This is a genomic window from Mesorhizobium sp. M0074 (assembly GCF_040322975.1).
GTDB lineage: Bacteria > Pseudomonadota > Alphaproteobacteria > Rhizobiales > Rhizobiaceae > Mesorhizobium.
This window is the reverse complement of record NZ_JAMYUM010000060.1, coordinates 1-4934: the sequence shown is the minus strand read 5'-3', so window position 1 is coordinate 4934 and position 4934 is coordinate 1. Positions and strand designations below refer to the sequence as shown.

At 57.5% G+C, this 4934-nt stretch carries 2 protein-coding genes and 1 pseudogene; 1 reads left to right on the top strand and 2 read right to left on the bottom strand.

Annotation, left to right across the window (positions count from 1 at the left end; all coding sequences use genetic code 11):
* Positions 1-196: 196 nt before the first annotated feature.
* Positions 197-1735, bottom strand: a complete 1539-nt coding sequence (locus NKJ73_RS33840; RefSeq protein WP_352572704.1) for a M81 family metallopeptidase — start codon at positions 1733-1735, stop codon at positions 197-199.
* 761 nt (positions 1736-2496) lie between these two features.
* Positions 2497-3786: an ATP-grasp domain-containing protein gene (locus NKJ73_RS33835; RefSeq protein ID WP_352572702.1), complete on the bottom strand. Its 1290-nt coding sequence runs from the start codon at positions 3784-3786 to the stop codon at positions 2497-2499.
* Between the two features lie 325 nt (positions 3787-4111).
* On the opposite strand from NKJ73_RS33835, the pseudogene NKJ73_RS33830 reads away from it, so the two are divergent.
* Positions 4112-4934, top strand: a pseudogene (locus NKJ73_RS33830) (IS5 family transposase); the annotation flags it as partial.

Here is a 4934-nt window from a genome sequence, read left to right as displayed (position 1 = left end):
GCATCGGCTTACCTTGCCCTGAATGTCCGTCTCGCCAGATTGATAGCGTGCCGGGGTCAGACCCAAATGCGCTCCGACATCCCTCTCCCAAGTCCCACATCAGTAAAGCGCTCAGTGTTAGACAAGTGATCAAGCAATCATTCCGTCACCCGCCACACGACGTACGCCCTATCTACTCGACCGCAAGGCAATCCTTTCAGTCTGGATTTGAATGAGTCTTCAACCTGTAGTTGAGACGTCCTTGTCGAGCAAACACCTGCGGTGGAATGATCGGATCAGCGTCGACGTCGACGTCAGGCCATACGCGCGCCCGCTTCTTATCGAAAACACCCGGCAAATAGTATGCGAGGCCGGGGCTTGCAAGGTACAAAGAAGTCGCCAGGCCGTTGAAATTGGCATTGAAGTGATACTGAGACTTGAGTACTACGAAATCCTGGTCCCTAACGTGAACCCCGTGCGATTCGAATACATTGGGATCACTGATGAAGCCAGGTTTCGATGTGGCGATAACCTGGAAGCGGTTGTCGATCTCAATAAGAGCCGTATCGCCCATCGCTGCTGACTCGCCGCCAAAATTGGGGCCGATAAGCTTGACGTCTTTGCGATTGATGACTTTCACGACGCCCTCAACATCGAACGGTTCAAATTGCGGAGTCAACTTGCCGCCGAGCCGCATCGTGAGGGTGGCTCCCACGCTAGCGGTATGCGCCTGCGCAACGGTTTCGGGATCGTGCACAGTCATCGCGCCTTTGAGGGGGCGCTTGTAGTTCATTGCGGCTTGAAGGATCAAAGTACTGTCGCCCGGCGCGCCGGCAAGCGTCCGATCCCCGAGGTCGGCAAGGGCTTTGGGTAACCGCTCCGGCCTTTCGGCCGCCGTATCGAGAGCTTCCTCGATGGTCAGAAGATCATCGTTGAATTCATGGCGCCGTTCCCAAAATTCTTGGGCAAACTTGTAGACGATTTCTTCCGCTTGGGGATAGCGTCCATTGCTCAGCAAGACCGCCGCTTGGCCCATATCCGTGAAGTCACCGAAGCGATAGGCGTTGTAAAGGCTGATATCAACTATCGCCGGCGTTGACTGCTCCAACACCCGAGCGCGCGCGTGCAGTTGCTTTAGTGGGCCTAAATGCGTCTCAAGCTTGCCCGGCGCGATCATGCGTGCCTTGGCGAGCGTGTAAACTGGATTTAGCCTGCCAGCAAGCACCTCAAGAACCAACTCGACGACACGTTTGCCGGTGACGTAGTAGTCGTTGTGCGGGTTTTGTTTACAGGCGATGCAAATGTCCCCGGCTGATAACATGCTCGGCGTGATGTTCGCATGAAGGTCCAGCCCTACGCCAATCACAACGCTGTCTCCCGCAACGGTTCGCAGATGGTCGAGGAAGTCACCTTCGACGTCGTCGAGCTCCGTTGTTCCCATTGCTCCGTGGAGATCGATGATAAGCGCGTCAGGTCTTAAGCCTTTAACCTGCTCTTCCCAAAAACGGCGTTGATCAAGGTAAAAACCATGATCGATTAGACCGCTCGGCGCGATCATCGAATCCGAGATGGGCAAGAGTTCAACGTCACACCGCTCTGTCAACGCGTCTACAATGCCGCCAAACGTTGTGCCGTTTCCCCTTGCTTCCCGAATCAATCTATCACCGCGCACGACCGTGATGCTTTCCGATATCGTCGGCCGCGCGTAGCCATGTGATTCATGAAATAGCCGCCCAACTGCAATTCGTTTTGTCATTTCCACCTCCGCCAACGCATAGGCATCTTAACAGCGAGACCTCTGCCTGCGCTTACTGAATTGCAGAGTATAGCGCGACAATCAGGCAGGGTCGTCGCGACAACTGGATGAGAATCCTGTGTCGCGGTTTTGCTGAGGATACGGTCCAACTGGCTCCCAGCGAATGCACGCCAATTGCTGCCGCGTGACGGGCGATCTCGACCTGTTATGGTAGAGGTTCCAGCAAAAGTGCCCGAGCGCCGCCGTCCGACGTGCGCATTCCCTATTGGGACGAGAACAAGCCGGCCGGTCTCGACGGCTCGGCTGGCCTCGCAGCGGCCAAGACATAGCCGAGAACTGCGTAGTTTGTGAGCGCTGCATGTGCCGATATGGTGGATGCGGATATAAATATCCGTCGCGGCGATGAGAGCGGGTCCACCCCTGCGGCCCGAGCTGAAGATCATTGGAACCGCCCGTGTCGGTATCTGAACTGCCCGCACTGAGCAGGAGCGCCATTAAGCTCCGATTTCGAGCAACGCTTGCCTTCGGTTCTTGCCAGGTGCCGGTGCTATTCTCCAAGGGAATAGCATTATGCGTGCGGCGCTCAAGCGAAAGGTCCGGTAGGCCTTCGATCCGAACCGACCTCGCGCGGAGCAATTCGCGCTTCGCGCCGCCTGAATCGCAGCGTACGAATCCTACCGCCCACGGTAGTTCGGCTACTTGCAACAGCCTCGATTTCATCCGTGCTCTCAGCTGCGTCAACTTCCATCGACGATCACCTCTCATTTTGGCGCTGCCTGAGTTGGTGCGGAGAACTGATGCGCGTCAGATTGTTCTTGGCCGGTTGCCGACGGAAATGGTGTGATTGACCAACTGATTAGGTCGATGGCACGCTGAAGTATTGCCTCGGTCCGGACACGGCTGGGTGAAGCGGCGATGACATGTCCGATGCGGTCTCGATAGTCGCCCTTCCTTACGATCGGCGCCTTGGGTTTGATGTACAATTTAACGTCGGTCACTCCTGGCATAGCGGCTGCGCGACTGTCCCCATCGATCCAATCGAGTATGCCATCGCGATCGGCGTTTAGGCACTGCGCGGCCGCAATGTGCGAATGCCTTCTGCGCAAGTCCCATTCGTCGCCAACGACAAGCTTAATGTGCTCGGCGATGAGATCGACACCGCAGGCCGCCTGAACCAGCCGAGGACTGGTTCCGCCCGGAATACGCGGATTGACTTCGATGACGACTGGGCCACGCTTCGTCCGCCGGAGTTCAACACACATTGGCCCCCAGCCAAGGCCGAGAGCTGGCAAACAGCTCAGCGACACATCGCATATTCGCTTATGCTCGTCATCAGTTAGCGGTGCCGGGCAGGTGAAATGACGGAAGACGAAATGCGGTGGGCGGTCGAAGTCAGCGGCGTCAATCGCAATGACCTCATTTCCCATTATGTGCGCGCTACAATATGGGCCTTGTGCGAATTCTTCGACCAGTATCCTGGGCGAAGACCGCCATACGTGCTGCCCACCCAACAGATAGGTCGCATGTTCGGCCAACTCATCGACATTGCGGCACAACCGGACACCGCTGCTGCCACTGCCCACCGTTGGCTTAAGAACCACGGGCAGGCCGATCTCCGCGGCACAGCTTTCAACGTCCGCCGCATTCCTTGCCAACCGATAAGCGGGTACTGGAACGCCGGCGTCCGCCAGGAGTTGACGTTGAATGAGTTTGTCGCCGCATTGTTCAACCGATGCGGGGTTCGGTCCCGGCAAATCGAAATGCTGGCAGAGCTTGCCGACTGTCGCATAGACCGATTCGTCCGCGCCCGAAAAGCCAGTAATGCCAGCAATGTCATAGGTCGCACCTAGCTTGGAACATTCTCGAATCAGCGCATCAAGATTGTCTGTGTCGACCCGGACTGCATCAATGCCTTCGGCCGCAAGATAGTCATACTGAGTTGGATCAGCTGACAGGGTAATTGGATGAAGATCAAGTCGCTTTGCCGCGTTCACGTACAGCAGACCAATACTCCCATGACCTTCAAGGAGGACGAGTGATTTTCTTGCCATTGTCGTCGATCCTCCGTTGCATGCTGGCGCGCTCTGAGCGTAGATCGGCATCAGCTTTTCAGCCGCGCCTGATCTCAGCCTTTGTGGCGAAGGTATCACTGGCAGATATCTGCGGTCGCAAAGACTCTGTAAAATTAGTTGAATGATCTGTTTCAATGTTTTGGCTACGGGCGGTGTGACACGAATTCCTAAACGAATACCCGAATACCGGAGATGCCAGGCTTCAAGGAACGCCAGTTTGAGCCCTAGCAGGCTGTTGAAAAAGGCCCTCGCCACCGGACCGCAGCGATGACTCACTGGCTCCGAAGGGATTCGGAGGTGGCGAGTGCGCGGCGGCGACGATCGAACTGGCGAACTTTTCAGCTACGTGGACCTTGAGGTCCGGGTTCGGCGCAATCATCCATTGCGGGCGATCAGGACGATCGTGACTGAAGCCATGTCGAGGCTGGAGCGTGAGTTCGCGGCGCTATATTCGCCGATCGGACGGCTATCTATCCCGCCGGAGAAGCTGCTGCGGGCGATGCTTTTGCAGGCGTTCTATTCGATCCGCTCGGAGCGGCTTTTGATGGAACGGTTGGAATACGACCTCCTGTTCCGCTGGTTCGTCGGCATCGGCATCGACGACGCAGCCTGGGACCATTCGGTGTTCTCCAAAAACCGTGACCGGCTGCTGGAGGGCGATATCGCGGCGAAGTTCCTGGCGGCCGTGCTGGCGCAACCCAAAGTCAAGAAGCTCCTGTCCACGGATCACTTCTCGGTCGACGGCACGCTGATCGAGGCCTGGGCTTCGATGAAGAGCGTCAAGCCAAAGGGCGGCCCAAGCGGCGGTCATGGCGAACTGCCGGCAGACGGCGGCGGACGCAATGCGGAAGCGGACTTCCACGGCGAGAGGCGATCGAACGAGACGCACACTCGACCACCGATCCCGACGCCAGGCTCTGTCGCAAGGGACAAGACAAGGAGGCCAGGTTGTGCTTCATGGGACATGGGTTGATGGAGAATCGCCACGGCCTGCTGGTGGAAGCCTGTCTGACGCTGGCCGACGGACATGCCGAGCGGGTGGCGGCCCTGCACATGATCGAACCTCGTGCCGACCGGCCGCGGGCGATCACGCTCGGTGCCGACAAGGCCTATGACGCAGAGGACTT

Coding starts and splice junctions, on each gene's coding strand:
- NKJ73_RS33835 (WP_352572702.1), bottom strand. CDS start 3,786: ATGGCAAGAAAATCACTCGTCCTCCTTGAAGGTCATGGGAGTATTGGT.
- NKJ73_RS33840 (WP_352572704.1), bottom strand. CDS start 1,735: ATGACAAAACGAATTGCAGTTGGGCGGCTATTTCATGAATCACATGGC.